This is a genomic window from Algoriphagus vanfongensis DSM 17529, assembly GCF_000429465.1.
GTDB lineage: Bacteria > Bacteroidota > Bacteroidia > Cytophagales > Cyclobacteriaceae > Algoriphagus > Algoriphagus vanfongensis.
The window spans coordinates 40,263-67,088 of record NZ_KE386906.1 but is presented as its reverse complement, the minus strand read 5'-3'; the positions used below and the strand labels follow the sequence as shown (position 1 = coordinate 67,088).

Here is a 26,826-nt window from a genome sequence, read left to right as displayed (position 1 = left end):
GTAAAAAAGGTGCTACTTGGAAGTAGCACCGTTCAAAAAAAACCTAAAAATCTATCAACCTATTTTTGGATCGTCAATTCAAACACTTCTGCAGAATATTCTTGGAAACCTGGCACGGGTTTGCAATCAGGCAGTTTGCGCACCAGGTAGTCTATCCTCTCTCGTAGGCCTTTGTCCACTTCGGACTGCAGTTCGTACCCTTCCACCTTTCCGGTGGCACTGACTTTTAGCAATACTTTTACTTCTTCTATCTCTCTCGACTTTTTGGTTCGGAATAAGAAAGGAGAGTACGAATCTATCATATCAAGAGTGTATTCAGGCCAAGCCCAATGCGAATTGAGATTATGGGCCAAATTCTCTTCAACTATAGTCAATGGAACTTGCCGGAGATCCTCAGGAGAGCTTGGTTCAGTTTTTCCACTTCGGCTATCTTCGACTAATCTTAATTTCAGGTTATTATAATGTACCGTTAGGCTTGTAGCAATAAAATCATCTCCATTAGCTTGGGCCAATGCGCCCGCCGCCAATTGCTGCCCTACCAATACAAAAATGAAAATAAAAAGAGTCGTAGCCTTGCTGCTCAGGATCTGGGACATAGTGAATTGATTTTGACCAAAAATACATGATAAATATTTTCAAATACAATTTTTTGCATTTAAAATTTTTGACAGAAAACAAAAAAGTCCTGCCAGCAGCAAGACCCTTTTCAGAATATAAACCCAAATATAACTTTAGAGATTAAAAGTTTTACCCGAAATAGTGGCTATTTGAATTATATCAAAAACTCAGAATTATAATTTCAAAAACCTCGTTTTATCAAAATATTCAGAAAGCCATTTATTTCGAACCCAAAGTAAAAGATTTTTGGATTTAATTACAAATTGAAAAAAATATTTTGCAATATTTTGAACTATCTCTAATTTACAATCGATTTCATTAACAATCATCTAAATCCACATCGAAAAAATGGATAAAATTTTAGATATCGATAACATAGACCTCAAAATCATCTCTCTACTTAACGAGGATGCAAAAACCCCTTATACCGAAATAGCAAAGAAAGTCTTTGTCTCTTCAGGCACAGTCCACGTCAGGATGAAAAAACTGGAGGACATGGGGATCGTCAAAAGTGCCACCTTGAATATTGACTTCTCAAAATTAGGCTATGACATCTCTGCATTTTTGGGGATTTACCTTGAAAAAAGCTCCTTATATGACAATGTCATCGAAAGACTCAAGGAGATCTCGGAGGTGGTAAGCGCGTATTACACAACAGGGAATTATTCCATTTTTGCAAAAATCATTTGTAGAGATACCAACCACCTCAGACTCGTATTGGATAAAATTCAAAAAGTAGACGGCATCGACCGAACCGAGACTCTAATTGTGCTGGAAGAAAGCATCAATCGACCTATTCAATTTTTTGATAAAGAAAAGTAATTAACACAAACCCTATTTGGATCAAATCCAGATAAATAAAAATATTCGCGCTATCACAAAAGCCCGGCTCAAACCGGGCTTTTTATATTATCTCCAAACTGCTTAAAATAAGCCTCTAAAGCCATTTTCATTGAAAATTTAGATCTCTGATAGGTTTTTTAAATCGTATTGAACATAATTTTTTCATTATATGTTGTACCTTCGCAAGTCAAAATGTAATTAGTCTAAACTACTCAGTACCATGAGCAAAGACAATCAGATTTTAGAAGAATTTACCTCCAAAGAATATGAACATGGCTGGTCTGTCAATTATGAGGCAGATGAAGCTCCGCTAGGACTCAATGAAGAGATCATCCAGTGGATTTCTGCCAAAAAAGAGGAGCCTCAGTGGCTACTTGATTGGAGGTTAAAGGCTTTTAGAACTTGGCAAGAAATGCAAGAGCCGGAGTGGGCCAATGTCACTTATCCTAAAGTAGATCTTCAAAAGTTGAGATACTACTCCGCTCCTAAGCAAAATAAAAAAGCAAAAAACCTCGATGAAGTAGATCCAGAACTTCTCGCTATTTACGAGAGATTGGGCATTTCACTCAACGAGCAGAAAAGACTTCAAGGGATCGCAGTAGATGCTGTTTTGGACTCTGTCTCTGTAGCTACTACTTTCAAAGACACCCTCGGAAAACTCGGTATCATCTTTTGTTCCTTCAGTGAGGCTGTCAAAGATCATCCAGAGTTGATCAAGAAATATTTAGGATCTGTAGTCCCCATGACTGACAACTATTATGCAGCTCTTAATTCTGCTGTGTTTTCGGATGGATCATTCTGCTACATTCCTAAAGGAGTAAGATGCCCTATGGAGCTATCTACCTACTTCAGGATCAATGCCGCGAATACAGGTCAATTTGAGAGAACACTGATCGTCGCCGAAGACGAGTCCTATGTCTCTTACTTAGAAGGCTGTACTGCTCCACAACGAGATGAAAACCAGCTTCACGCAGCAGTAGTAGAAATCTATGCCGCTGCTCATGCTGAGGTGAAATATTCCACCGTTCAAAACTGGTTCCCAGGAGATAAGGATGGCAAAGGCGGTATTTACAATTTCGTAACCAAAAGAGGAATCTGTGCTGGAGATTATTCTAAAATTTCTTGGACGCAGGTAGAGACAGGTTCTGCTGTCACATGGAAATATCCATCTTGTATCCTAAAAGGGGATCATTCAATTGGAGAATTCTACTCCGTCGCTGTGACCAATAATTACCAGCAAGCAGATACAGGTACCAAAATGATTCATATCGGGAAAAACACAAAATCTCGAATCGTCTCTAAAGGCATCTCTGCCGGCAAATCCCAAAACTCCTACAGAGGCCAGGTGCAAGTCATGAAGAGAGCTTCAAACTCTCGAAATTTCTCGCAATGTGACTCTCTTCTGATGGGTGATCAGTGTGGGGCTCACACCTTCCCATACATTGACATCCAAAATCCTACCGCTAAGGTAGAGCACGAAGCTACCACCTCCAAGATCGGAGAAGATCAGATTTTCTATTGTAACCAAAGGGGGATCGACACAGAAGATGCTGTGGCTTTGATCGTCAATGGCTACGCAAAAGAAGTCTTGAACCAACTTCCGATGGAGTTTGCAGTTGAGGCCCAAAAACTATTGGCTTTGACATTGGAAGGGTCTGTAGGGTAATAGACAATTTGAAATTTGAGGTTTCTAATTTGAAATTATGGGAACCATCGTTCGGTTTGAAGATTTGAAAATCTGGCAGCTAGCCAGAGAGTTCTCCAAAGAGATTTTCGAATTGAGTATTTGTGGTGACTTTGAAAAAGACTTCAGCCTCAAAAATCAAATAAACTCATCTTCAGGATCAATAGCAGATAACATTGCCGAAGGCTTTGAAAGAGAAGGAAACAAAGAATTCATTCATTTTCTAAGTATCGCCAAAGGGTCATCTGGAGAAGCCAGATCACAACTTTACAGAGCTTTTGACAGAAAATATATTTCGGAAGAAAAGCTCATTGAATTACTAAATAAAAACATAGAGATCAGTAAATCTTTATCAGGATTCATTAAGTATCTAAAAGAAAGCGAGATAAAGGGCAACAAGTTTAAATAAACCTATCCCCCAATCTCAAACTTCAAATGTCAAATTTTGAATTATGTTAAGTATAAAAAACCTACATGCATCTGTGGAGGGTACTCCTATTCTCAGAGGCATCAATTTGGAAGTAAAAGCTGGTGAAGTCCATGCCATCATGGGTCCGAACGGCTCCGGTAAATCTACCCTCGCATCAGTATTGGCAGGTAGAGAAGAGTATGAAGTCACTGAGGGAGAAGTTACTTTCCAAAACAAAGATCTCTTGGAACTGGCTCCTGAAGACAGAGCAAGAGAAGGTGTTTTCTTGGCATTCCAGTATCCAGTGGAGATACCGGGAGTATCTTCTACCAATTTCCTCCGTACCGCAGTCAATCAAGTAAGAGAATATCGCGGTCTGGAAGCTTTGGACGCTGTCAAATTTCTTTCTCTTATGAAAGAAAAAATGAAACTCGTAGAAATCGACCAGAAACTATTGAGCCGCGCATTGAATGAAGGCTTCTCTGGTGGTGAAAAGAAACGAAACGAAATCTTCCAGATGGCCATGTTGGAGCCGACACTTTCCATTTTGGATGAAACAGATTCTGGGCTGGATATCGATGCCTTGAGAATCGTCTCCAATGGTGTCAATCAACTGAAATCTGACAAAAACGCCACTATCGTAGTGACTCACTACCAGCGTCTATTAGACTACATCGTCCCTGATTATGTCCACGTCCTATACAAAGGAAGAATTGTAAAATCCGGCACTAAAGAACTTGCGCTGGAGCTGGAAGAAAAAGGATACGACTGGATCAAAGAAGAAGTAGACTCAGCCACTGTCTGATCCAAACACCCCTAAATCATGAGTACCTTGACTACACAAGATACCCTTTCCCCACTTTTGGAAACAGCACCGTCCAATTTTGCCACAGCAAGATCAGCTGCGAAAGCGATCTTCCTGCAAGAAGGACTGCCTGCTGTCAAAGCTGAGGAATATAAATACACGCAAATTGCCAGAAAACTGGAGAAAGAAATCTCCTCTTTTCAGCAAGCCCAACCTGCCGACATCACTTCAGAATTGATCCAAAAATCAATATTTGAAGGATTTGAAGGCCATCTGATTGTATTAAACAATGGAAAATGGGACGCAACGCTTTCTTCTCTTCCTGAGGAAATTTCTATTTCGGAGCTAGAGGACAGCAGCATTCCAGTAGGAACTATTGCCAAGCCAGAAAAAGATCCATTTGTTGCACTCAACCAAAGTTCGTTTGCTTCAGGATTGGCTATTTCTGTCCCAAAAAAGACTCAAATTGAGCAACCTATCTTGATCCTTTCGGTCAATCAGACCAATGGAGGGCAAGTGGTCCAGCCTAGAATATGGATTGAAGCTGGTGATTTTGCAGAGGTGACATTCATCGATCAAGCTGTGCAGCCGCTAGATGGAGCACTTTTCTCCAATCAAGTAGTTGAGATCAAAGGAGGTCACAACTCCAAAGTTCACTACTACAAAATCCAAAATGAAGGAAAGGAATCCATCGAAGTCAGCAATATAGAGACTGATATTCAGAAAGATGCCCAGTTTACAGCAGTGACTATTTCCTTATCAGGTGACATGGTGAGAAACAATCTCAATCTAAACCTACTGGGAAGTAATTCTGAAGGAAACATGTATGGGTTGTATCTTTTGAATGGCAAAACCCACGTGGACAATCACACGAATGTGGATCATACAATTCCTCATGCAGAATCCAACGAGCTCTACAAAGGTATCCTAGCTGATTCCTCACGTGGAGTTTTCAACGGTAAGATTTTCGTCCGTCAGGATGCTCAAAAGACCAATGCATTTCAGCAAAACAACAATATTTTGCTTTCTGAAGATGCTACCGTCAACACCAAGCCGCAATTGGAAATCTGGGCAGATGATGTAAAATGCTCACACGGCTGTACCACAGGACAGCTCGATGAGGAAGCTCTTTTCTATCTGCAAGCAAGAGGAATCGATAAGCTTCAAGCCAAAGGACTTCTGCTTTACGCTTTCGCAGGAGAAGTTTTGGATCACATTGAGGACGAAAACTTCAAAAACTATTGCACTGGACTGGTGCAGCAAAGATTGGGAAGCAAATTCTAAAATCCCTTTATGAAATTTGATGTGAATGAAATCAGGGGCTTGTTTCCTGTACTTCATCAGGAAGTACACGGCAAGCCCTTGATTTATTTTGACAATGCCGCTACGACTCAAAAGCCCAAAGCTGTCCTTGAGTCACTTTTGAACTATTACGAGCATGACAATTCCAATATTCACCGCGGAGCGCATGCACTGGCTGATCGGGCCACTCAGTATTTTGAAAACACTAGAAAGTCTGTCCGGGATTTTATCAACGCCCGCGAGACTGAAGAGATAATTTTCACCAAAGGAACCACTGAATCGATCAATCTGGTAGCGATGACATTCGGTAGGAAGTTTATCGGCAAAGGCGACGAGATCATCATTTCTACCATGGAGCATCATTCCAATATTGTTCCATGGCAACTCCTCTGTGAAGAAAAAGAAGCGGTCCTGAGAGTCATTCCTATTCATGACAACGGTGAATTGGACTATGATGCTTTTGAAAAACTACTCTCTGAGCGGACAAAGCTCATCAGTATTGTTCATGCCTCCAATGCACTGGGCACCATCAACCCGGTCAAAAAAATAATCCAGGCAGGCCATGCAGTCGGTGCCAAAGTATTGCTGGATGGAGCACAATCTACCAGTCATCTCGAAATCGATGTTCAGGAGTTGGATTGTGATTTTCTGGCATTATCTGCACACAAACTTTATGGGCCCACTGGCTTAGGCGTATTATATGGCAAAAGAGATGTATTGGAATCCATGCCTCCGTTTTTGGGTGGAGGTGAGATGATCAAGGAAGTTACTTTTGAAAAAACCACTTTCAACGACATCCCATTCAAATTTGAGGCCGGTACGCCGAACATCGGAGACGTCATCGCCTTTGGCGCAGCGTTGAATTTTGTCAATACACTGGGCAAAAAACAAATCAAAGCGCATGAAGATGAGCTATTAGCTCATGCAAATCAACAATTGGGAGCTATCAAAGGATTTGACCCAATAGGTACCGCAGCCGAAAAAGTAGCTGTAATATCCTTCAATATCAATGGTATGCATCCCTTCGATGTGGGCCAAATGCTAGATGCTAGAGGCATCGCTGTGAGAACGGGCCATCATTGCACTCAGCCATTGATGAAACGATTTGGTATCGAGGGAACTGTCAGAGCCAGTTTTTCTGTTTACAATACCAAATCAGAAATTGACCAATTAGCCGAGGGAGTAGCCCGGATCGCCAAAATCAAAAACAAATGAGTATCCAGGAAGTACAGGAAGAAATCATAGCTGAATTTGAGATCCTAGGAGATGATCGTGAGTCCACGATTTTTTATATCATGGAGCTTGGAGGACAGCTGGAGGGATTTCCTGAAGAGGAGCAAAAAGAAGAGAATATCATCAAAGGCTGTCAGTCCAAAGTGTGGCTGATCGCTGAAGAAAATAACGGAAAGATTCACTATCAGGCGGATTCCAATACGGATATCACCAAAGGTCTGATTTCCCTATTGATCCGCGTGCTGAATGATCGTAGCCCTGAAGAAATCATCCAGGCAGATTTGAACTTCATAGAGAAAATAGGCATGGGTAATATTATCGGTAGCCAGCGCTCTAATGGACTGGCTTCCATGATCAAGCAAATGAAGCTTTATGCCCTCGCTTTCCAAACTAAACTAAATGCCTGAAATGGAAACTGAAATCAATAATGCAGGCCAAATCGACAATCTCAAAGAGAAGGTCGTCCAGGCAATCAAGCAAGTCTATGATCCCGAGATCCCAGTAGATGTATACGAACTTGGTCTCATCTATGAAATCACCGTCTATCCGGTCAACAATGTCTTTGTCTCGATGACCTTGACCTCGCCTAATTGCCCTTCAGCGGAATTTATCCCTTCAGAGGTCAAAGATAAAATCCAGCAAATCCAAGGAATCAACAATGTAGAAGTAGAGGTCACATTTGATCCTCCCTACTCTCAGGATATGATGTCAGAAGCAGCCAAACTTGAATTGGGCTTCCTTTAAATCAATAATTCTAAAAACAATCATACTATGTATCCAGAAGAACTAATCGCTCCCATGAGAGCTGAGCTTTCAGAAGTCGGCTTTGAGGAGTTTAAAACCGCAGAGCAAGTATCCGAGCATCTGGGACCAAATCATAAAGGAACCACTTTCGTCGTAGTCAACTCTGTCTGTGGCTGTGCCGCTGGTGCTGCCAGACCAGGAGTAAAATATGCCTTGGATCAAGCTGCCAAAAAACCTACTACACTTGCGACCGTTTTTGCTGGCAATGACCGAGAAGCTGTCGACAAAGTGAGAGAGCTAGTCCTACCGTACCCTCCCTCCTCGCCAGCGATGGCATTGTTCAAAGACGGAGAATTGGTACACTTCATCGAGCGTCATCACATCGAAGGAAGAAATGCCAAAATGATCGGCGATCACCTCGTGGAGGTTTTTGAGCATTTCTGTGACTAATATCAAAAAGAGCCCTCCGGGGCTTTTTTCATTGATCTTTCGAGAATCTCTGAAATTAAAAAAGGAGATTTTAAAAATTCCCGCAAAAGTATCTTTCTATTTAGTTTTTAGACGATATTCACAAGGAATTTCAATCTGAATTAAAATTAACAAATCACCCGTTATATAATAAAAACCTCAAAAAATATGGGATTTTATTAACTTAAGGCCATATTTTAAGGTTTTTAAAAAAACGCAATCCAAATTCTTATAAAATGTCTGATTCTGCCAAGTTGTCCTATAATGGACAAGATTTTGAATTCCCGGTAATCGTCGGAAAAGAGCAAGAAGCTGCTATAGATATTGCTAAGCTAAGAGGCTCTACCGGATTAATCACCCTGGACCCAGGTTTCAAAAATACCGGTTCTACTACCAGTGCCATTACTTTTTTGGATGGAGAAGAAGGAATCCTACGATACAGAGGATATAGAATCGAAGATCTGGCTGAAAAATCCACATTTCTGGAAGTAGCCTATTTGCTAATCTATGGAGAACTTCCTACTCAGGCCGAGTACGAAAGCTTCACCCAAGAGATCACACATCACACCCTCGTACACGAGGATATCAAAAAAATCTTGGATGGATTCCCTTCCAATGCTCATCCGATGGGCGTATTATCTTCCTTGATTTGTTCCCTCTCTGCATTTTATCCAAACTCTTTGAATCCAAATAGATCCAAAGAAGAAATCAACTTGAGCATGGTGCGTCTGATCGCCAAAATGCCAACGTTCGCAGCTTGGGCTTATAAAAATGAAATGGGTCATCCGGTCAACTATCCGGACAACTCGTTGGACTATTGTTCCAACTTCCTTAAAATGATGTTTGCCCTTCCGGCAGAAAAATATGACGTGGATCCTGTAGTAGCCAAGGCATTGGACAAGCTATTGATCCTTCACGCAGATCACGAGCAAAACTGCTCAACCTCTACCGTCAGAATCGTCGGATCTTCTCAAGCATCCATCTACGCCTCTATTTCTGCTGGCATCAACGCACTTTGGGGCCCTCTTCACGGTGGAGCTAACCAGTCCGTGATCGAGATGCTAGAAGCCATCAAAGCTGACGGTGGAGATGCCAAGAAATATTTGGATAAAGCAAAAGACAAAAATGATCCTTTCAGATTGATGGGCTTTGGACACCGAGTGTACAAAAACTTTGATCCACGTGCCAAAATCATCAAAAAGGCTGCAGATGACGTATTGGAGAAACTAGGTGTGAATGACCCTGTCTTGGACATTGCCAAGGAACTGGAATATGCTGCACTGAATGACCAATATTTCGTGGACAGAAAACTCTATCCAAACGTAGACTTCTACTCAGGTATCATCTACCGTGCATTAGGTATTCCTACCGACATGTTTACAGTGATGTTTGCGCTAGGTCGTCTCCCAGGATGGATTGCACAATGGAAAGAAATGAGAGAAAACGGAGAGCCTATCGGTCGTCCTCGTCAAGTATATGTGGGAGCCAATGAGCGCGACTATGTTTCTATGAACAAGCGATAAGCCGGTTTTCATCTTTAGAAATAGTAAAGCCAACCTTTTAGGTTGGCTTTTTTGATATAGGACAATTTTGACCCGGTGTTTTTAATGCATATTTGATCTTAAACCAAAAAACAAGGATCATGAAACCCAAAACTCTCGAAGAAGCCGCAGCTCTCACCAAAACATTTACAAGTAGACCTAGCAATGAAGAGCTTCTTCAGCTTTACAGCCTCTACAAGCAAGCCACAGAAGGAGATAATGAAACAGAACGCCCGGGAGGTTTTGACTTTAAGGCCGCTGCCAAATACAATGCTTGGCTCAATCTCAAAGGCAAATCCAAAGAAGAAGCTGCTCAATCGTACATCGACCTAGTAGAAAAATTAAGCGCCCAATACCAATAAAAAAGGTCTGGATTAATTCCAGACCTTTTTGTTGATAATACATGAACGACTCATTTATTTTTTCCCATACTTGGAGCCAAAAGGCGTTCGCTTCAGCATATAACTGATACTTCCTTCATAAGCGTCCGTACTGGATCCAAAAGCATGTCTGGAGTTGGAATATAGGTTATCCCCACGGTCATTAAATAGTCGCAGGTCTACCGTGGTATCGTATTCGATAGTGGTACTCGTGCTCCCAGTCGACACGACACTGCCCTTATTTCTGCTGCTTCCTGAGCTACGCTCATTTTTATCCTTATAAGTAGATACATCAGTAGAAGTAGTCAGCGCTCCCTTATTAGTCAAGTTGACAGATCCAAAGACCACATACTCTACTCCCAAGGCTATGGCCAGCTCTGATGGAGTAAATGTATTCATATTGTCCGTAGTGATCCCCGCCTTTGCCATTAGCGCATTGGTAGTCATAGGGTCTTGTAGCTGAAGAGTCCCATATTCATTCCGAACTGTATTTGCTGTTTGATTCTGGATAAACGTCCTTAACTGATCCACTGTCAAACCTGGATCATTGGTAATCACCGCAAAGGGCATTACGGCTATTTTGTTATGTCTATCTGCTGAGCTTCCAGCATGAGTTCCATCAGCCGGCACATCCGAGGTAGCTTGCTCAAAATTCTGAACTCTACCGCTTGAAAATTGAATTTTAGAAATATCTGTTTTATGCAATTCGTAATCAAAATCCTCTCCAGTATATCTAAACTTCACTATTGCTTCTGAGATCCCAGTGACTTTTCCTTCTCTTACTTCGCCATTTCTCATAGTCACGACATCTACTTTCTCTTGTGCTTGCACCTCGTGAGAAGCTGCCATGACGCCAAAAAGCAACATCAAAACTATTACGTATTTGATTGAGTTTTTCATGATGATCAGTATATTTTCTACCTAAGGTAGGCACTAAATTAACTTGAGGCAATAAGCAGCGATCAAGTAAATATTAATTTACCTTGATTTTCTTGAAAAATACTGAGCTATTGCTGATCCAATTATCAATTGCTGAATATGGTACAGCATCACAGGCAAGAGTACCAAGCCCAATACAGCAGGATCTGGGAACAAAATTTTACCGATCACTACTCCATGAACCAGTGACTTTTTGGACCCACAAAATAGGGCTGTAATCCTATCCTCAAAAGAAAAACCCAGCAATCTAGAACTCAATGAAATCACCATCCAAACCAGCACAAACAAACTGAGCATCACTAACCCGATCTGAATCAAAATCCGTCCACTGTAAGGGTCAAAAACACCTTGTGCAAAGGACTCCGAAAAGGCGGTAAACACGATCATCATGATGACTGACTGGTCGATATACTTCAGACTACCGAGGTGTTGCTTCACCAAGGGGAAAAGTTTAGAGTGGGCGATGACTCCCAAGACAACCGGCAAAATCACTTTAAATGTCAGCTCAGTCACAGTAGGCAAGAAATCCACTTGCGCATCGGAATTAGCCCCTCCCAAAACTCCCATCCAAACTGGAGTAACGAACACCCCGAACAAGCTGGAAATACTGGCATTAAAAATAGCTGCAGGTAGATTACCCCCAGCTATGGACACCATGACTACAGATGCACTGACAGTTGAAGGTAAAGCCGATAGGTAGGTGATGCCCAACTTAAAATCATCATCTATCCAAGGTATCAATTGAAGTAGTAAAATCACCAAGACAGGAAATATCAAAAAAGTAAAGGTTTGGATCAGCAGGTGAAGTTTCCAGTTGGACAGGCCCGTTTTAAGTTGGATAGGGTCCAGCTTGACTCCGTATAGAAAAAACACCAAAGCGATCCCAATATTGATGATTGGCTTCCAAGGAATGACACTAGTCGATGCCCCCCACGACGGAAAGAGACTCGCTAATAAAATGGCTCCCAGCAGTCCCAACAGAAAACCATTAAGACCTACTTTTTGCAAAAGTGAAATCAGTTTCTTCACTAGTATTGACTTAATCTTTTGAAATTGTCACAAATCACCGCCGTGGCGATGGCGACATTGAGAGACTCTGCTGCTCCAAAAGCAGGAATAGTCACTTTGCGATCGACTAACCTGCCGAGCTGGAAGGAGATCCCAACTGATTCATTCCCCATAAGAATCACCCCAGGTTTGACCTCCTTCATTTCATGGATATTTTCCCCATCCAAAAAAGCTCCATAAACCGGCAACTTCCAATCTTGAATGACTTCTGAGAGATTCCCATAAAAAAATTGAATCCGCGTAAATGATCCCATGGTGGATTGGATCACTTTAGGATTGTAAAATTCGGCTGTCTGCTCAGACATTAAAATATGCCGGATACCATACCAATCCGCTATTCTGATAATCGTCCCCAAATTCCCAGGATCTCTGACATCATCCAAGGCGAGAATCATTTGATCAGGATGAGGTTTGAGAAGTCGGTTTTCCTTCATTCTCACCACCGCCAAAGCCGAATCATTGCTTTTGTATTGCCCCATGGATTCCAGCTGCGCTTGAGTCACCTCCGTGATATCCAGACCTGATTGGGGAATGAAAGATTGATTTTTATTCAAAAAGTCAGCTGTGGCAAATAAATTCTCCGTTTTAAAATCTGAACTCAATAATTCAAGAACACTCTTCTCTCCCTCCACAAAGAACAAACCATGCTCAGATCGGTATTTTTTTTGATGTAAGGATTTTATAAACTTAACTGTATTTTTGCTAAGCATTCCGTTTGATTTTCCGAATTTGAAATTCTCCAAATATATACTTTTTCTTGCTCTGCTGGGGCTAAGTATGGCCTGTTCCCTGACCAAAAACATCCCCGAAGGTGAGTTTGTGGTGTTCGATGTGGAAATCGAAGGAGCGGACAAAGCCAATGAAGAATCTCTTACCGGTCTCAATCAACTGGAGCCCAATTTCCGAATCCCCTTACTCAATGTGAGTCCTGGAGTCACTATTTACCGAATTGGGAATTCATTCTACGATCATGAAAAGGTCGTTGCCAAGATTGACTCTGCACAAGCAGAATTGGTTCAAGTACGTGCCCAGCTGGACAGTCTTCCCGATGACAGAAAACTTCAAAAAAGAAGGGACAAACTCAATTCTAAAATTGAAGGCTTGGAGAAAAAGGAAGAATTTGGCAATGGTTTCATGAGAACCGGAAATCCGGTAGCGATGCTTGACACAGGTCTCATCGAATCCTCAGAAAAAAACATGGCAGGCTACCTGCAAAACAACGGTTTCTTTGACTCCAATACTGATTTCACAGTAGAAACCAAAGGTAAAAAAGCTTTCGTCACCTATGTATTGCAAGAGAATGCACCTTATGTGGTGGACTCGATATTCAGCAGGTCTCAGAATGAAGAAATTCTCAAACTGCTAAAAAAATCAGAGTCTCGGTCCAATCTCCAAACTGACGAACGCTACTCTCAAGACGCCATCATTGCAGAGCGAAACCGCGTCGAAGAACTGCTCAAAAACAATGGTTTTTACATGTTTTCCAAATCCTACTTGGAGTACAACGTCTACCAAGACACAATAAAAAAAACTGTAGAAATAGAGCAGCTAATCAGACAGCCTACATTCACGGACAAGCATGAAGTCTACACGATTGATTCCATTAATTTCAGAATCAATCCACCTTCGGATGAATTCACCGATGAGAGGATTCAAAATAGATTTGACGACATCCAATTTTCATTTTATAGAGATCGCTATTCAGAGCGAATTTTAGCATCCAGAGTCCTCTTCAACACCGGAGAGCGCTATAGTCGACAAGCTGTCATTGAGAGTCAGCGCCAATTGGGCAATCTGGATTTGTTTCGATTTGTCAATATTACCTTTGACACTTTAGGAACTTCCCTGACAGCCAATATTTTCACACAGCCAGCCCAAAAATACCAGTTGACCAACCAGCTTGGACTCAGTGTCACAGAGCAGCTTCCCGGGCCTTTTTTCAGTACATCTCTGAGAAACAGAAACTTCTTTCGAGCTGGAGAGATTCTGGAGTTTAATTTCCGGGCGGGCTACGAGGGCGTAGCATCAGCTACGAACCAGGGTGTGTATCAGAGTAAGGAACTGGGAGTTTCGGCTTCTATTATTTTCCCGAGATTCTTGATTCCATTTGCCCCAAATACACTAAAGAAATACGGAAAATACAATCCCAGCACGCGGACACAAATCGGCTACAATCACACCAATCGGCCAGAGTACACTAGAAATGGTCTTAACGCCTTGTTTGCTTACTCCTGGGCTACTTTGAATAATCGACAACAGTTCACTGTAAATGTCGCAGACATCAACTACATCCGTACGCCTAAAATCACTCAGGAATTTTTTGATGTGCTGGAAGACCTTCAAAATCAAGGAAACAACCTGATCTGGTCTTTTCTTCCTTCTTTCGTCAGTAGTATTTCTGCACAGTCCATCATCAACTTCAATCAATACGGCACCTGGAATACGCGTCCTTCCTCACTGCTGAGACTATTCGTCGAAAGCGGTGGTACCACCATCAATCTACTCGATGTCCGAAGCAATGATGAAGAGGGAATTGACTTTGCAAATTTTCAATGGCTGAAGTTTCAGGCCGACTTCAGGAGGTATTTCCCTCTCGATAAAAAACAGACCTTCGCCTATCGATTCAATTTCGGAATTGCACAGCCCTACGGTGTCAGTGCTGGCATCCTGCCTTATGAAAAGTATTTTTTTGCAGGGGGAGGTACCAGTATACGGGCTTGGCAGGCTCGACGACTGGGGCCAGGAAGCTCTGTACCCAATATCGGCGAAAACGGACGCTATGATTATGATTTTGAGCAGCCGGCAGAGATGATTATCGAGTCGATGCTGGAATATCGCAGAAACTTATATGGCTATTTTGACATGGCCTTGTTCATAGACATTGGCAACTCTTGGATGGTGGGATACGACTCCAGTCGTCCAGGAGCAGATTTTAGGTTTGACAGATTTTACAAAGAATTTGCAGTCGGTACAGGACTGGGACTCCGCATGGATTTCGAATTTCTGATCATTCGCCTAGATCTAGCCACCAAAGCCGTCGATCCCGCAGAGCCTGAGGGAGAGCGATGGGTGCTTGACAATATTAATTTCAGACGACCTTTTGGCCTCAAAGGCCAAACAGTTCTTAATTTTGGGATTGGATATCCTTTCTAAACGTACCATGGCGAGAAAAACAAAAGAGGAAATAGCGGAAATCTACAAAGGAATTCAAGATCACATCACCAGTCAGCTGGAGTTGCATGATGGCGAGGGGAAGTTTAAAGAAGATCTTTGGCAGAGAGCCGATGGCGGCGGTGGTAGAACCCGAATATTTGAAAATGGAAAAGTCATCGAAAAAGGCGGAGTGGCATTTTCGGCAGTTCATGGACCGACTCCAGACAAAATCCTCAAAAAACTAGGCTTGGATCAAGCGGACTTTTTTGCAACAGGCGTATCCATCGTACTACACCCCAAAAGTCCCATGGTTCCCATCATCCACATGAATATCCGCTATTTCGAAATGGACAATGGAACCCACTGGTTTGGTGGGGGTATTGACCTGACACCGCACTATATCGATCCTGAGGATGCGAGGTACTTCCATACCGAAGTCAAAAAAGTCTGTGACCAATACGATCCTACCTACTACCCGAAATTTAAATCTTGGGCAGATGACTATTTCTACGTCAAACACAGAAATGAAACCCGAGGAATCGGAGGCATCTTTTATGATCGACTTAGCGCTACATCAGATTCACATTTCGAAAATATTCTGAAGTTTAGCCTGTCGCTTGGCCGGCTTTTCCCTGATATCTATGGTCATTTCATGAAAAAGAATGGAGCTGTTCCATATGGAGAAACTGAAAAAGCCTGGCAAAATCTAAGAAGAGGCCGCTATGTAGAATTCAACTTAGTTTGGGATGCAGGAACTAAATTTGGTCTGGACACTAATGGACGAACAGAAAGTATCCTGATGAGCATGCCGCCGCAAGCTGAATGGACCTATATGCATGAACCTACACCTGGCAGCGCTGAGGCATTTACGCAGCAGCACTTAAAAAAAGACATAGACTGGCTTAATTTTCATCCATGATCGAAACTATCAAACAATGGGATGAGGAACTTTTCCTTCAGCTGAATGCCCATCATTTGGATTGGCTGGACCCTATCATGTACCAAGCCACTCAGACCATCACGTGGGTACCACTCTACCTCTTTTTGATCTATAAAATCTACCGACTGGACCCGCAGAATAGCTGGTGGGTTTTTGGAGGGATTGCGATTACTATTCTGATTGCAGATCAGGTTTCGTCAGGTTTTATGAAGCCCTTTTTCGAGCGTCTACGCCCTTGCCATGACTCTAGGTGGGATGAGCTCATCCACAATTATGAAAGGTGCGGCGGGCTTTATGGCTTTGTTTCCTCTCATGCTGCCAATACCTTTGGTTTGGCCGTCTTTCTCAACAGGAAGCTAAAAGGAAAAATGAAAGGCCTAGTCTGGCTCTATCTTTACGCTGCTTTTGTGAGCTATACCCGAGTCTATCTGGGCGTCCATTATCCCATGGACATTGTGATGGGTGCACTTGTGGGCGTAGCGGCGGCATGGATCAGCTGGTTTTTGATAGTATTTGTCAAAAGAGAAATCCTCAAAAAAGTCTTGAAGTAAGCACGTTCACGACAGCTCCTGATCCAGTTGTTCCAAAGATTTCCCTTTCGTCTCAGGTAGGATTTTCCAGAGTACCACAAACCCAACCGCACAGATCAGTCCATAGAGCCAGAAATTATTGGCCCAACCGAGATTTTCTTTGATTGCAGGAAAGAAGTAGGTCAGCGTAAAATTACCGACCCAATGAGCCAGTGCCCCGATTGAGATCGCCGCACCTCTGACACGGGTAGGAAAGATTTCTGAGAGCAACACCCATAGCAAGGGTGCCAGAGAGATGCTGTAAAACATCACATTGGCTAAAACTAGGACCACAATCGTCGCTCCACCCAGATCTGCATAAAAGGTATAGCCAATGGCAGCATACAAAAAGCTCATGGCCGCCAGACACCAGAGCAGAATACTTTTTCTCCCAAATCTATCGACTGTAGCCAGCGTGACAAAAACAGAAGCGACCATCACACCCCCGATCACCACAATATTGAGCATCATCTGCTTCAAGGTAAAGCCTGCAGCCTGGAAAATGTCCGCAGCATAATAGATCACCACATTGATCCCGCTCCACTGTTGTAGAAAAGCCAGAAATATCCCCAATCCTAAAAGTCGGATGATTTTTGGCTGTATTAAAGCTTTTAGATTAAACTGGGATTCATCCCCTTTTGCCAATATCTGCTCTGCTTCCCGTAGGCTGCCTTGTGCGTATCCCTCCCCTCCTATCCTCTCCAGGATCAATCTGGCCCTCTCCTTCTGTCCATTCTTGACCAGCCAACGTGGGCTCTCCGGCACCCAAAACAACAGCAAAAAGAATAAAACAGCTGGAATCATCTCTGCGCCAAACATCCAACGCCACCCCATCTGTCCATTCCAACTTTGGGCGATTTGATCAAAAGTAGCCTGATCAGAAAGCTCTGTATCCAGCAGGGAAATCTGCCAATTAGCCACCTGAGCCAAGAGCACGCCGATCATGATCAAAAGTTGGTTGATCGTCACCATTCGGCCTCGCTTTTCAGCAGGAGAAATTTCAGAAATATAAAGGGGCGAGAGATTCAAGGCTATTCCCATCGCAATTCCTCCGACTATCCTAAAGCAATTGAACCACCAAAAAGTATCTGCGAGTGCTGTCCCCACGGCAGAAAGTGAAAATAAAAAGCCAGAAAAAATCAGAAGCTTTTTCCTTCCCATCGGCTCACTGAGAAAAATGCAGCAAGTCGCCCCAATCATACAACCGACCAAGGCAGAGCTTGTGCCCCAGCCTTGATCTTCCACACTTGTCACATTGAAAAAAGGCTCATAAAAGGACTTGGCACCGCCAATGACTACCCAATCATACCCAAACAAAAAACCTCCCAAAGCCGCGGTCAATGATATCAACCATAAATAAGTCTGATTTAATGGATAGGCTTTGTGCATGGCGGCATGTTTAGCTGTTGAATGGGAAAAATAAGCCTATCCCTCAACTTGGCAATCCTGCCCTCTCCTTGGTGCAGTGGACCAAGTACGCTAGTTAGCGAAGATCATCCCGTACCTCATAGGAAGGTACTATTTCACGGTACCACTCTTCTAAGCGATCATTGACAAAAACAAATTGGTAAAATTCATCCTCATAAGGATAGTTTCTGTAAGAAATCACCTCGATTTCATTCGCATTTTCCATCTTCTTCTCAGAGATGCTGTAGTATTTTCCCATGATTTCGATCAGCTGTTGCCGAGACATCCCCAATTCAAGCTGATTCATATTCTTAGAATTCACCAAGTTGAACATGTGCGGCGAACAAGATGCCAGCATCAGGACAAAGAACAAGGCTAGAAATAATTGCTTCATAGGACTTTTTAAAAATCAAACGTAAAAGTAAGGAGGTAAAGTTGTCAGAATTGACTAGCAGTTCTCCATCTCCCAAAAACCTTACTACTAATCAAGCAGTTAGTTGTTGAAGAACTTCATTTTAAAATTAAGCTCCGGTTAATTTTACCCGTTAAAACTAATTTGTTCCTAATAAATTATTATTTTCAATCTTGAGGAATTTAATAATCCTAGAATTTGGACTTAAAATTATTCAGATGAAAAAAATCACAAATCAGATGTGGCTTGCTTTTGCACTCTTATTTTTTATTAGCTCAGCAAGTTTCGCTCAGGAGAAGCCAAACATCTTAGTCATCATGGGAGACGACATAGGCTACTGGAATCTCAGCTACAACAATCAGGGAATGATGGGATACGAAACTCCAAACATTGATCGACTGGCTGCAGAAGGTACTATTTTTACAGATTACTATGCCGAGCAGTCCTGTACTGCCGGCCGTGCTGCTTTCATCACAGGACAGATGCCGGTCCGTACCGGCCTGACCAAAGTCGGAATCCCAGGAGCTGATCTGGGAATTCAGCCAGAAGATCCAACCCTAGCAGAATTGCTCAAGCCATTAGGCTATGCAACTGGTCAATTTGGTAAAAATCACTTGGGTGACAAGGATGAGTTTCTTCCTACCAATCATGGCTTTGATGAGTTTTTTGGAAATCTCTACCACCTCAACGCGGAAGAAACTCCAGAGAACCCGTACTATCCTAAAAACCCTGCTTTTAGGGAAAAATTTGGTCCACGGGGAGTCATCAAAAGTACAGCAGACGGCTCTGTAGAGGATACAGGACCTCTGACCAAAAAGAGAATGGAAACAATCGATCAGGAAGTCCTGACTGCTACCAAGGATTTTATTTCCCGACAAGTCGATGCCGATAAGCCATTTTTTGTTTGGTTCAATACCACCCGCATGCACTATGTGACGCACGTGCCTGAAAACTATTCTGGTAGAACCGGCCTCGGAGAATATGCCGACGGCATGGTTCAGCATGACGATCAAATCGGAGATCTTCTTAATCAATTGGATGAACTTGGGATCACTGAAAACACCATCGTACTTTATACCACGGACAATGGCCCCCACTTTAATATGTGGCCAGATGGTGGTATCACTCCTTTCCGTGGCGAGAAAAACACCAACTGGGATGGTGGATATCGGGTGCCAATGATCGTGAGATGGCCAGGCAAAATCGCTGCTGGTCGCAAAATCAATGAAATCGTAGCAGGGAATGACTGGCTACCTACATTGATGGCTGCAGCAGGAGATGCTAATATTAAGGATAAATTGCTCACAGGACATAGTGTCGGTGGCATGAACTATAAGGTCCACTTAGATGGATACAACCTACTTCCATTTTTGACTGGAGAAAAAGAAATCTCCAAGGATCAATACGGAGCCACCAACTGGCCTAGAAGAGAATTCTTCTACTGGAACGATGATGGACAATTGGTCGCCATGCGCTATGACCGATGGAAATTGGTATTCATGGAGCAGCAGTCTTCCAAGTTTGGCGTTTGGATGTATCCGTTTGTTCAGCTGAGAATTCCATTGATTTTTGATCTGAAAATGGATCCCTTTGAGCGCGCTCAGCACAATTCCAATTCCTATTATGAATGGATGGAAGGCATCATCCAGTTTGCAGGTGGGGCTTCACAGGACATAGCTGGCAAGATGATCCAGACCATGGTAGAATACCCTCCTAGACAGCGTCCTTCTTCATTCAACCTAGATGAGGTAATGCAGTCATTGACAGCTGGTCAAGAAGGAAAATAATAGAAAACAAATCCTAAGACAGAGGTGTTAAGCCTCTGTCTTTATTTTTAAACCCTACCCCTATGAGTCCCATAGAATCCATTCAAGAACTCAAATCCCGGATGTCCGCTTCCATCATCGGACAGGACAAACTTGTAGAACGGCTGATTTTGGTACTATTGGCAGATGGCAATATGCTGCTGGAAGGCCTACCAGGCTTAGCTAAGACCAGAGCCATCAAGACCATGGCCAAAGAACTGGACTGCGGATTGAGCCGGATTCAGTTTACACCTGACTTGCTACCCTCTGATGTCACCGGTACAGAAATCTACCAACCAGAATCTGAAGAGAAATTCATTTTTCAACAGGGACCAATATTTAGCAATTTGATTTTGGCAGATGAGATCAACCGGGCCCCTGCAAAAGTACAATCCGCTTTGCTCGAAGCCATGGAAGAAAGACAAGTTTCCGTAGCCGGAAAAACCTACAAAATGGATCCACTTTTCATGGTTTTGGCTACCCAAAACCCTGTGGAGCAAGAGGGGACCTATCCTCTCCCTGAGGCCCAGATGGACCGATTTCTGATGCATGTGATGATAGATTATCCTGATGATGCGTCAGAACTAGCAATCATGAGACTCAATAGAAATGAGCAGTCAGGCGGAGGAGAAAAAGCCAAAAAGGACAAACTTTCTCCTGAGTTTATTTTCGAAGCCAGAAAAGAAATCGCCCAAGTCAAAATCTCCGAAAACATGGAGAAATACATCGTAGATCTAATTTCGGCGACTAGATATCCTAAAAAATACTCAGAAGAGCTGGATCTCTGGATTGATTTTGGAGCCAGTCCGAGAGGAAGTATCGCGCTGGACAAAGCTTCTAGAACACACGCTTGGATGAATGGACAGGATTTCGTCAGTCCAGAGAATGTCAGAGCTATTCTTCATGATTGTCTCCGCCATCGTCTGATTCTGAGCTACGAAGCCAACGCAGATGGCATCAGTCCCGATCAGGTTTTGGATCAGCTATTGGAAAAAGTCGCCGTAGTCGCTTAAATCCTCAACTATGAGTAAAGACACTGCCTTTCCAAAAGATATTTTCACCTCACTTTCAGAGCTGATGGCGATGGAAAAATACAACCGGCTGTTTGGAATGCAGAAGGAAAAACGTCGCGTCAAAACTGTATTGGGCGGCCCTCATGCGTCCAAAATGCGAGGGAGAGGTCTGGACTTTGAAGAAGTGCGGCATTATGTGAATGGGGATGATATCCGGACAATAGACTGGAAAGTGACGGCAAGAACAAAAAAAACTCACACGAGAGTCTTCAGCGAAGAGAAGGAAAAACCCGCCCTGATCATTGTTGATCAGAGTATCTCCATGTTTTTTGGGTCAAAAAAAAGAACCAAATCCGTAGCTGCGGCAGAAATTGCAGCTTTGATCGCATTTCGAATCCAGAAAGAAGGAGATCGAGTCGGTGGAATTGTATTTTCAGATCAAGGCACTGACATCATTTTTCCAAAAAGAGACAGACGAAATCTCTTGAGATTACTGGAAAAAATCGTCCAAAGAAATCATGAGCTGAAAGATTTGAAAGAGACGCCCTTTCAGGAAATACTCAAAGAAGTCACCAAGCAGACGCGTAACTTGGTCACGCATGACTTCACTATTTTCCTGATCTCGGACTTCAATAGACATGATCCTCAAGTCATCCGATCACTTTCATTGCTAGCAGGGCACAATGATCTGGTCTTGGTCAAAGTCTATGACCCTCTGGAGCGGGAGATACCTTCTCAAAAAATAATCGTCGGAGACCAAGAAACCCAGATTTCTGTCACTGGCACCAGCAAGCAGATTCGGGAGAAATTCACAGAAGGCTTTGATCAGAAATTCAGGGATTTTGAAACTCAGCTCAAGAGACATCAGATACCCCTCATCTTGATCGACACTGTCAGAGGAATGGAAGATCAATTGAAAGAACTTTTTAAAAATAAAACAAGATGAGGCAAGCTCAGGATACATTAGCGACAGACACGATTGCTTCAAGCCGGGCTATACCTGAGCTTGGCAATTTGTATGAGCCAGATCCAGTTTCGTTTTCCTTTGAGACGATCGGATGGAAAATCTTGCTAATCGTCCTGATTTTAGGAATCATCATAGCTGCCTTGATTTGGATCAGGTCCTATGTCAAAAACAAGTATCGCAGAGAAGCACTTGCACGATTGGATCAGCTTCAAAAACCCGAACATTTTTCTGAAGTCTTTGTGATTCTTAAGTACACTGCCATGATCACTTTTGGCAGGGAAAGAATCGGATCCTTGATCGGAAAGGAATGGCTGCTTTTTCTAGATAAAACTGGAAAAAACTCCACTTTTCAAAAGCACTCTTCACTAATCCTTCAGGCCATCTACACCGATCAATCTCCCGAGTTATCGGATTTTAATCTCGTCAAAAAACAAGCAAGTCATTGGATAAAATCGCATGCCAGCAAACTTTGAAATAGCGTTTCCTTGGGTATTTTGGCTCATTCCACTGCCTCTGCTGGTCTATTTTCTAATTCCTGCACTGAGGATCAGGAGTCCATTTTTGCGATTTCCGCTCTATGCTGATGCGCAAGAGTACACAGGGGAAAGACCAAGAAAATCAGCTTTTGTCAAGAAAAGAGGCTGGTTCAATGCCATTGCACTTTGGCTGGCATGGCTACTTCTATTAGCCGCCATGTCTGGCCCTCAGCTGGTAGGAGAACCAGAGTATGAAGTCAAAACAACACGAAATTTCCTCATCGCAGCCGATATTTCATTTAGTATGGCACAGAAGGACTGGGAAACACCCGATGGGAAAATCACCCGATGGGAAGGTGTGAAAGGCCTGATGCAAGACTTCATAGCGGAAAGAGAAGGAGATCGGATGGGCTTGATTCTCTTTGCAACTAATGCCTACATTCAGGCCCCATTTACCAAAGATCTCGAAACCGTGAGCCTCTTGGTAGATGAGACAGACGTGGGAATGGCTGGACAGATGACCCATATCGGTAAAGCTATCGCCAAAGGGATGGAGATGTTTGACAATGATACCTTGCCATCTCAGGTCATGCTTTTGCTGACAGATGGGGTGGATTCCGGTACGGAGATATTACCATTAGACGCCGCCAATCTCGCCAAAAACGATTCTATTCTAATCTACACCGTGGGAATCGGAAAGCCGGGTGACGGTGGATCTGATCTGGACGAGCAAACTTTGAAGGATATCGCAGAGGCTACTGGCGGAGAGTATTTTTTGGCACAGGACCAAGAACGCCTAGCTGAGGTATATAAAACGATAGATGAACTGGAACCGATCGAAATAGAAGAAAAAGAACGAAAACCACTGACCCTACTTTATCCTTATCCACTAGCGGCAGGTTTGGCGATCATCATGGTCTTGTCTCTACTTCAGAATCTCTTCCAGTCAGCAAAAGAAATCCAAAGCAGGAGAAAGGAGGCCGCGCATGTTCACTGATCTTTTTCCGATCGAGTGGAGTGACTTCCACTTTCTAAGACCACAATTTCTCTGGTTGATCGGAGCAGCTAGCCTTATTTTCCTGATTAGCCTGCTCAACCTACGACAAGACATCAGTTGGAAGTCAATCATTGCCCCTCACCTGAGACCTTACATGGTGCAAAAAGGAAGTGGACACATCAAACTTCTGATGAATATTTTCACTTTTCTATTCCTGACTTTAGGTGCATTGGCATTAGCAGGACCTACTTGGAAAAAAGTCGAAATACCCGGCCAGCAACTGGAAACATCCCTCATTATCTTACTGGACTTGGGAGAAGGCATGCTGGAAGAAGATATCCAGCCGAGCAGATTGGAGCGAGCCAAATTCAAAATCATTGATCTCTTGGAGGCAGATCCAGGAGCCAGAACAGCCCTTATAGCTTTTGCAGGATCGGCACATACGGTCGTTCCTCTCACGGAAGACTATGAGATCATCAAAAGCCACATCGAGACACTCAAACCTTCCGTCATGCCAGTTCGCGGGCATGACTTGGAAGAAGCTTTCTTATTAGCAGATTCGCTGGTCAAAAAAACCACTGCCCCAGGAACACTTCTTGTGTTTTCAGATCAACTTTCTGACGAGGATTTTGGGTTTGTCTCTCAATACCTTCAGACCTCCACCAATCAGCTGAGATGGGTACCGACTCGGGCGATGGGAGATTTGGGTGATGAAGATGGACAGACATTTCAGACGACCTTATCGCAGCTCAGTTCGCTCGACCGAGTGGACATCCATCAGATGACTTTGGACAAAAGTGACATGGAAGCAATTCGGGATGAGGTAAAAGACAATTTGATTTTCACCGAAAAACCAGAAGACTCTGCCGACGACTGGCGAGATGCTGGGATCCTCTTGATCATCCCTATGATCGTTTTGCTTTTGCTTTGGTTTCGCAAAGGCTGGGTATTGTATGCACTGATTTTAGTCATTTTCACTTCCTGTGGTGAGGTGAAGACTTTCGAAGACCTTTGGTACACCACAGACTACCAAGGCCAAAAAGCAAGTAATCAGGGTGATTTTGAGAAAGCGGCTGAACTTTACTCCGACCCCATGAGAAAGGGCGTAGCCTATTTCAAGGCGGGAAATTACGAAGATGCCATTCGTGAATTTAGACAGGACACCAGCGCCAATGGCCAATACAATCTCGGCCTGAGCTACTACCAAAATGGAGATTATGACTTGGCAGAATTGGCCTTTGGAAAAGCGGTAGAATTGGATCCCAACCTCGAAGAAGCCAAAAATGCGCAGCAACTTGCCTCTAATATTGTGGGGGAAAATGAAGAAACCCTAGACCCCAATCAAGCAGAGGAATTGGAACAAAAACAACCTCAAAACAACATCGAAAATAAAGACCCCGAGGATCTAGGCGGTGGTGGTCAAGAGGCTACAGAAAAAGACATGGAAACTCAGCGGAAAGAAGAAACTGTCACTACGGATATCCGCAAGGCAGAAGAACTGGATGAGGTGCCTGACGATCTCAAGATGAATCCCGAAAAAATGGATCCGGGCAAAGTTCTCTTGCGAAAGACAGATGATGACCCTTCCCTTTTTCTTCAGAAAAAATTCCAGTTTCAGATCAAAAAGAGAGAAAAAAAGGAGGTGAACCGTGACTAAATCACTGAAATCTTTCTTGTTGCTTCTTGCGCTAACTTTACTCAGTGCTCATTCTCTTCGGGCGCAAAGCCTATTTTCACAAGTAAGTCTGGATAGAAAGGAAGCTTTCGTGGGCCAACCCATTCAAGTCACGATCTCTGTCTATACTTCTACTTGGTTTACGAGGGGGCTTTCTCCCCAAAACCTGAAAGTGGAAGGCGCTTTTACTGCTTATTTTCGACCAGTGTCCGTTTCCACTACTCAAAATGGCAAAACCTACGCTGGTGTCAAATTGATCTACAATGTCTTTCCCTATACCGACGAAGACATAGAGTTTCCTGCCTTAGACATCGAAGTGGAAACTCCCGCGGAAGGAGATTTTAAAGGAGTCAAGAAAGTGGTAAAAACGGAAGCTCAGACGATCAAAATCAAGCCAATTCCTTCCAAATTCAGCGCAGCGCAATGGCTAGTAGCTTCTGACCTCACCGTAGCACAAAACTGGAAAGGATCCACCCGACAAATGAAAGTCGGAGAAGTGCTAGAGCGATCCATTACGCGAAATGCCTACGGGACAGTACCCGAACTCATCCCTCCTGTCGAATGGGATTCCATCCCCGGAGTGAGCCTCTACCCGATGAGATCCGAGATGGCAAATACAAATACGGAAACCAATATTTCCTCTCGACGAGTGGAGAAGATGAGGTATTTATTTGAAAAAGAAGGTACTGTTACTATTCCCGAGCAAGTGTTTAGCTGGTACAATCCAGCCAGAAACCAACTCTATAAAAGAACTCTACCGGCCGTAGAAATTGAAGTCATTCCCAACCCGGATCTTGGAATGCTTGCTACCGTCAGAGACTCTCTGGAGATCAATCAGCAAGAGATGCTGGAAGAGGAAAAGGCAGACCTACCTTTGACCATCTTGGGAATGAGTCCCAAGAAGTTTGCCTTGGTTATAGCGTTGATCTTGTTGTTGGCTTTTGTGATGATCTTACTTTTGAAGCGCATATTTAGAATTGTCCAAGCAAGAAGAAAGACTTACCTCCAATCCGAAGCTTTCTATTTTTCTCAGGTCAAAAAAGCATCCAAGTCAGGAGACCGGAAGGCATTTATCCAGGCACTGTATGGGTGGATCGATCATTTGGAACTCGAGGAGCCCAGCCTAGCCAGTTTTGTGGCTTCTTATGGAAATTCGGAATTGAGAAAAGAAGTGGAATTATTGGAAAATCAGCTACGGGAAAAGCGGTTTTCCGGCATCTCCAGTTTCTCCAATTGGGACAAAGCACGAGTTCGCTATAGTAAAAGAGATACCCCCATTCAGGACTTTTGGATCAATCCAAGACTCTTCAAAATCAACAACTAAAAAACTTCAATTGAAAAAGAAGGTATTCATTAATTTTATTTAACTTCAATTCAA

The 26,826-nt window shown here is 43.1% G+C and carries 27 protein-coding genes; 21 read left to right on the top strand and 6 right to left on the bottom strand.

What is annotated here, in order from left to right; all coding sequences use genetic code 11:
- Positions 1-59: 59 nt before the first annotated feature.
- Positions 60-596 (bottom strand): hypothetical protein, encoded by a 537-nt coding sequence (locus G460_RS22280; protein ID WP_051316139.1) that lies wholly within the window; start codon positions 594-596, stop codon positions 60-62.
- 370 nt (positions 597-966) lie between these two features.
- On the opposite strand from G460_RS22280, the gene G460_RS0119215 reads away from it, so the two are divergent.
- The 11 genes from G460_RS0119215 to G460_RS0119165 all read left to right on the top strand — a co-directional run bounded on the left by G460_RS0119215 (position 967) and on the right by G460_RS0119165 (position 10,009).
- The gene (locus G460_RS0119215) at positions 967-1,440 is read left to right on the top strand and encodes an Lrp/AsnC ligand binding domain-containing protein (RefSeq protein ID WP_026956867.1); all 474 of its coding nucleotides are present in this window, start codon (positions 967-969) and stop codon (positions 1,438-1,440) included.
- A 241-nt stretch (positions 1,441-1,681) separates the two neighbouring features.
- Positions 1,682-3,127: a Fe-S cluster assembly protein SufB gene (sufB, locus tag G460_RS0119210; protein WP_026956866.1), complete on the top strand. Its 1,446-nt coding sequence runs from the start codon at positions 1,682-1,684 to the stop codon at positions 3,125-3,127.
- A 37-nt stretch (positions 3,128-3,164) separates the two neighbouring features.
- Complete coding sequence (locus G460_RS0119205) at positions 3,165-3,554, top strand: four helix bundle protein (protein ID WP_026956865.1); 390 nt, start codon at positions 3,165-3,167, stop codon at positions 3,552-3,554.
- 43 nt (positions 3,555-3,597) lie between these two features.
- Positions 3,598-4,359, top strand: a complete 762-nt coding sequence (sufC, locus tag G460_RS0119200; protein ID WP_026956864.1) for a Fe-S cluster assembly ATPase SufC — start codon at positions 3,598-3,600, stop codon at positions 4,357-4,359.
- Between the two features lie 18 nt (positions 4,360-4,377).
- Positions 4,378-5,643 (top strand): Fe-S cluster assembly protein SufD, encoded by a 1,266-nt coding sequence (gene sufD, locus G460_RS0119195; RefSeq protein ID WP_026956863.1) that lies wholly within the window; start codon positions 4,378-4,380, stop codon positions 5,641-5,643.
- Positions 5,644-5,652: 9 nt separating this feature from the next.
- Positions 5,653-6,876 (top strand): cysteine desulfurase, encoded by a 1,224-nt coding sequence (locus G460_RS0119190; RefSeq protein ID WP_026956862.1) that lies wholly within the window; start codon positions 5,653-5,655, stop codon positions 6,874-6,876.
- On the top strand, positions 6,873-7,301 hold the full coding sequence (locus G460_RS0119185; RefSeq protein WP_026956861.1) for a SufE family protein: 429 nt from the start codon (positions 6,873-6,875) through the stop codon (positions 7,299-7,301). Before G460_RS0119190 ends, G460_RS0119185 begins: the two co-directional genes overlap by 4 nt.
- Before the next feature lies 1 nt (position 7,302).
- Positions 7,303-7,638, top strand: a complete 336-nt coding sequence (locus G460_RS0119180; protein WP_026956860.1) for a DUF59 domain-containing protein — start codon at positions 7,303-7,305, stop codon at positions 7,636-7,638.
- Positions 7,639-7,665: 27 nt separating this feature from the next.
- A complete protein-coding gene (locus G460_RS0119175) occupies positions 7,666-8,088 on the top strand; it encodes a BrxA/BrxB family bacilliredoxin (protein WP_026956859.1) in 423 nt (140 codons plus the stop codon).
- Between the two features lie 254 nt (positions 8,089-8,342).
- Positions 8,343-9,629, top strand: coding sequence for a citrate synthase (locus G460_RS0119170; RefSeq protein WP_026956858.1), 1,287 nt, complete (start codon positions 8,343-8,345; stop codon positions 9,627-9,629).
- A 119-nt stretch (positions 9,630-9,748) separates the two neighbouring features.
- Entirely contained in the window at positions 9,749-10,009 is a 261-nt protein-coding gene (locus G460_RS0119165) for an acyl-CoA-binding protein (RefSeq protein WP_026956857.1), read from the top strand.
- Between the two features lie 54 nt (positions 10,010-10,063).
- Here G460_RS0119165 and G460_RS0119160 read toward each other — a convergent pair whose 3' ends face one another.
- The 3 genes from G460_RS0119160 to G460_RS0119150 form a co-directional block, all read right to left on the bottom strand.
- Positions 10,064-10,927: a hypothetical protein gene (locus tag G460_RS0119160; protein WP_026956856.1), complete on the bottom strand. Its 864-nt coding sequence runs from the start codon at positions 10,925-10,927 to the stop codon at positions 10,064-10,066.
- A gap of 78 nt (positions 10,928-11,005) precedes the next feature.
- Positions 11,006-11,995, bottom strand: coding sequence for a bile acid:sodium symporter family protein (locus G460_RS0119155; RefSeq protein ID WP_026956855.1), 990 nt, complete (start codon positions 11,993-11,995; stop codon positions 11,006-11,008).
- A complete protein-coding gene (locus tag G460_RS0119150; RefSeq protein WP_026956854.1) occupies positions 11,995-12,744 on the bottom strand; it encodes a TrmH family RNA methyltransferase in 750 nt (249 codons plus the stop codon). The genes G460_RS0119155 and G460_RS0119150 overlap by 1 nt, the downstream gene beginning before the upstream one ends.
- Between G460_RS0119150 and tamL the strand changes: the two genes are divergently transcribed.
- Genes tamL through G460_RS0119135 form a run of 3 tightly spaced genes read left to right on the top strand, consistent with a single transcriptional unit; the run spans position 12,734 to position 16,678 of the window.
- A complete protein-coding gene (tamL, locus tag G460_RS0119145) occupies positions 12,734-15,187 on the top strand; it encodes a translocation and assembly module lipoprotein TamL (RefSeq protein ID WP_483756953.1) in 2,454 nt (817 codons plus the stop codon). The two genes, G460_RS0119150 and tamL, sit on opposite strands and share 11 nt — an antisense overlap.
- A 7-nt stretch (positions 15,188-15,194) precedes the next feature.
- A complete protein-coding gene (hemF, locus tag G460_RS0119140) occupies positions 15,195-16,106 on the top strand; it encodes an oxygen-dependent coproporphyrinogen oxidase (RefSeq protein ID WP_026956852.1) in 912 nt (303 codons plus the stop codon).
- Positions 16,103-16,678, top strand: coding sequence for a phosphatase PAP2 family protein (locus tag G460_RS0119135; RefSeq protein WP_026956851.1), 576 nt, complete (start codon positions 16,103-16,105; stop codon positions 16,676-16,678). The genes hemF and G460_RS0119135 overlap by 4 nt, the downstream gene beginning before the upstream one ends.
- Positions 16,679-16,684: 6 nt before the next feature.
- On the opposite strand, the gene G460_RS0119130 is transcribed toward G460_RS0119135, so the two are convergent.
- Positions 16,685-18,085, bottom strand: a complete 1,401-nt coding sequence (locus tag G460_RS0119130; protein ID WP_026956850.1) for a sugar porter family MFS transporter — start codon at positions 18,083-18,085, stop codon at positions 16,685-16,687.
- 94 nt (positions 18,086-18,179) lie between these two features.
- Entirely contained in the window at positions 18,180-18,497 is a 318-nt protein-coding gene (locus G460_RS0119125; protein WP_157366970.1) for a DUF3192 domain-containing protein, read from the bottom strand.
- A gap of 257 nt (positions 18,498-18,754) precedes the next feature.
- Between G460_RS0119125 and G460_RS0119120 the strand changes: the two genes are divergently transcribed.
- The 7 genes from G460_RS0119120 (at position 18,755) to G460_RS22270 (ending at position 26,772) form a co-directional block, all read left to right on the top strand.
- Positions 18,755-20,302: an arylsulfatase gene (locus G460_RS0119120; RefSeq protein ID WP_211226774.1), complete on the top strand. Its 1,548-nt coding sequence runs from the start codon at positions 18,755-18,757 to the stop codon at positions 20,300-20,302.
- A 62-nt stretch (positions 20,303-20,364) separates the two neighbouring features.
- Complete coding sequence (locus G460_RS0119115; protein WP_026956847.1) at positions 20,365-21,333, top strand: AAA family ATPase; 969 nt, start codon at positions 20,365-20,367, stop codon at positions 21,331-21,333.
- A 10-nt stretch (positions 21,334-21,343) separates the two neighbouring features.
- The gene (locus G460_RS0119110; protein ID WP_026956846.1) at positions 21,344-22,279 is read left to right on the top strand and encodes a DUF58 domain-containing protein; all 936 of its coding nucleotides are present in this window, start codon (positions 21,344-21,346) and stop codon (positions 22,277-22,279) included.
- Complete coding sequence (locus tag G460_RS22275; RefSeq protein WP_051316138.1) at positions 22,276-22,773, top strand: DUF4381 domain-containing protein; 498 nt, start codon at positions 22,276-22,278, stop codon at positions 22,771-22,773. The genes G460_RS0119110 and G460_RS22275 overlap by 4 nt, the downstream gene beginning before the upstream one ends.
- Positions 22,757-23,773: a VWA domain-containing protein gene (locus G460_RS0119100; RefSeq protein WP_026956845.1), complete on the top strand. Its 1,017-nt coding sequence runs from the start codon at positions 22,757-22,759 to the stop codon at positions 23,771-23,773. The genes G460_RS22275 and G460_RS0119100 overlap by 17 nt, the downstream gene beginning before the upstream one ends.
- Positions 23,763-25,430, top strand: coding sequence for a VWA domain-containing protein (locus tag G460_RS0119095; protein WP_026956844.1), 1,668 nt, complete (start codon positions 23,763-23,765; stop codon positions 25,428-25,430). Before G460_RS0119100 ends, G460_RS0119095 begins: the two co-directional genes overlap by 11 nt.
- On the top strand, positions 25,423-26,772 hold the full coding sequence (locus G460_RS22270) for a BatD family protein (RefSeq protein WP_084421452.1): 1,350 nt from the start codon (positions 25,423-25,425) through the stop codon (positions 26,770-26,772). Before G460_RS0119095 ends, G460_RS22270 begins: the two co-directional genes overlap by 8 nt.
- Positions 26,773-26,826: the final 54 nt, after the last annotated feature.